This window comes from Pseudorhodoplanes sp., assembly GCF_035565795.1.
GTDB lineage: Bacteria > Pseudomonadota > Alphaproteobacteria > Rhizobiales > Xanthobacteraceae > Pseudorhodoplanes.
In genome coordinates this window covers 1-2,335 of the sequence record NZ_DATMRV010000181.1, presented here as the reverse complement: position 1 = coordinate 2,335, position 2,335 = coordinate 1, and the positions used below count along the sequence as shown (strand labels likewise).

Annotated in this window: 2 protein-coding genes and 1 tRNA gene; all 3 read left to right on the top strand. The window is 65.0% G+C overall.

All coding sequences use genetic code 11. From position 1 onward, the window contains the following. Positions 1-185 precede the first annotated feature (185 nt). The 3 genes from VNZ93_RS16405 to VNZ93_RS16395 all read left to right on the top strand — a co-directional run bounded on the left by VNZ93_RS16405 (position 186) and on the right by VNZ93_RS16395 (position 2,149). The gene (locus VNZ93_RS16405; protein ID WP_325707343.1) at positions 186-1,727 is read left to right on the top strand and encodes an AMP-binding protein; all 1,542 of its coding nucleotides are present in this window, start codon (positions 186-188) and stop codon (positions 1,725-1,727) included. A gap of 53 nt (positions 1,728-1,780) precedes the next feature. Further along, a complete protein-coding gene (gene yacG, locus VNZ93_RS16400) occupies positions 1,781-1,984 on the top strand; it encodes a DNA gyrase inhibitor YacG (RefSeq protein ID WP_325707340.1) in 204 nt (67 codons plus the stop codon). 89 nt (positions 1,985-2,073) lie between these two features. After that, a tRNA-Phe gene (locus tag VNZ93_RS16395) sits at positions 2,074-2,149 on the top strand. Positions 2,150-2,335: the final 186 nt, after the last annotated feature.

Below are 2,335 nucleotides of genomic sequence, written 5' to 3'. Positions count from 1 at the left end.
GACCCCGAATGCGTTCGAACGCGGGATCTACCCCGGCGAGTTCCTTGGATCCGGCACGTCGGCAACGGCTGCGGGCTGCAACAGATGAGATTCCTGGAGCCTAACGATACCGTCGAACTGGAGGTGGAAGGACTCGGAGTTTTGCGCAATACCATCTGAAGGGTCGTGAATGGACGTGTCGCGCAATGAACCTGGCGGAAAGCCTTGAACGGGCTGGTAGCACCTATCCGCATCGTCCCGCGATCGGATATGGCGCCGGCGTTCTGCAGACCTATGCGGAGCTGGCCGGCGGCGCTGCGAGAATCGCAGGTGCGCTGCGCGAACGCTTCGGACTCGATGAGGGCGATCGCGTCGCCATCGTCTCGAACAACCGGCCGGAATATGTCGAGGCTCTGTACGCGATCTGGCATGCCGGCCTCGTCGGCGTTCCCGTCAATGCCAAGCTGCATGGCGCGGAGCTGAACTATATCCTCGAGCATTCGGGCGCGCGCGTCGTCTTCACATCGTCCGATCTTGCGACCGTGATCGAAGCACATGCGCCACCGGCTCTCCGCCATGTTGTGGTCTTTGGCGGCCGCACCTATCAATCGTTGCTGTCGGCCGACCCGGCCCCGCTCATCGCGCGCGAACCGCACGATCTGGCATGGCTGTTCTATACGTCCGGCACCACCGGGCGACCGAAAGGCGCGATGCTGACGCATCGCAATCTCGCGGCCATGGCCGAGGCTTATATCGACGAGGTCGATCGAACCTTTGCCGGGGATCCGCTGCTGCATGCGGCGCCGATGAGCCATGGCTCCGGGCTCTACATGATCCCGTATGTGATGCGGGCGGGAATCAATGTCGTGCCGGAATCGAGCGGCTTCGACGCCGACGAGATCTTCGCACTGGTCGATGCCTGGCCGCGCATGTCGATGTTCGCGGCCCCGACCATGGTGAAGCGTCTGGTCGATTATCCGGGGGAGTGCCGGACGGAGAATATCCGCACCATCGTCTGGGGCGGTGCGCCGATGTATGTCGAGGACACGCTGCGCGCGCTCGACCGGTTCGGGCCGCGCTTTGCGCAGATTTACGGGCAGGGGGAAAGCCCGATGACCATCACGGTCCTGCCGAAGGGCGACATCGCCGATCGGCGGCATCCGCGCTGGCGGGAGCGGCTTCAATCCGCGGGGCGCGCATTCTCCTGCATCGACCTTGCGATCGCGAACGAGCGGGCGCTCGCCTTTCCGCAAGGGGAGCCTGGTGAAGTCCTGTGCCGGGGCGAGACGGTGATGGCCGGGTATTGGCAGAACGAGGCGGCGAGCGCGGCGGCGCTCCAGGACGGCTTTCTCCATACCGGCGACATCGGCGTCCTCGATGCCGAGGGATATCTGCATCTGAAGGACCGGTCCAAGGACCTGATCATTTCCGGCGGCTCGAACATCTATCCGCGCGAGGTCGAGGAAATATTGCTGCGCCACCCTGGCGTGCGCGAGGTTTCGGTCATCGGCCGGCCCGACCGCGAATGGGGCGAGGTGGTGGTCGCCTACGTGGTCGGCGAGGCCGATCGGGCCGATCTCGATACGCTGTGCCTGAATGCGATCGCGCGCTTCAAGCGCCCGCGCGACTATGTGTTCGTGGAGGCGCTGCCGAAGAACAATTACGGCAAGGTCCTCAAGACCGATCTGCGGGCGCGCGACGCTACAATCGCGGCCGGCCTCGAAACCGTCCCGCCCAGGGGAAAATGAGCGAACGGCAGCGCCACCTTCCATCCTGCATTGTCCGGCTTATGTTGACGCCCATGACCAGCCCGCCGCTCGCACCCGACAAGCCGTGCCCGATCTGCGGCAAGCCCTCGCTGGAGAAATTCCGGCCGTTCTGTTCGCGCCGCTGCGGCGACATTGATCTGAACCGCTGGATGAGCGGGGTCTACGCCATCCCGGTGCGGGAAACCGACGACGACCCGGACCGGCCCCGCGCGCGGGACGAGGAGGCCGAGGAATAGGCTTTCTGGTTCGCATTCCCGGGTGGACAGGCGCGGACCCGGCCTCTATAACGCGGCGCTCCAACAGGCCCCCGTTCGGGGGACCCGGCGCCCAGGTAGCTCAGTTGGTAGAGCATGCGACTGAAAATCGCAGTGTCGGTGGTTCGATCCCGCCCCTGGGCACCATTTAAATCAATGACTTAGCTGTCCTCCGCGGTGACCGCGCCCTACACGCCGTGATCTGCGACGACAAACGGTTGTCAGTGGCGTCCCGGCCCGACTGGCGCGCCGCGTCGCTCGAAGATGAAGCGCGCGAGGATCGTCAGCAGCGCCACAAGCGTCAGCACTGATGCCGCCGCGAAGGCGCCGGTG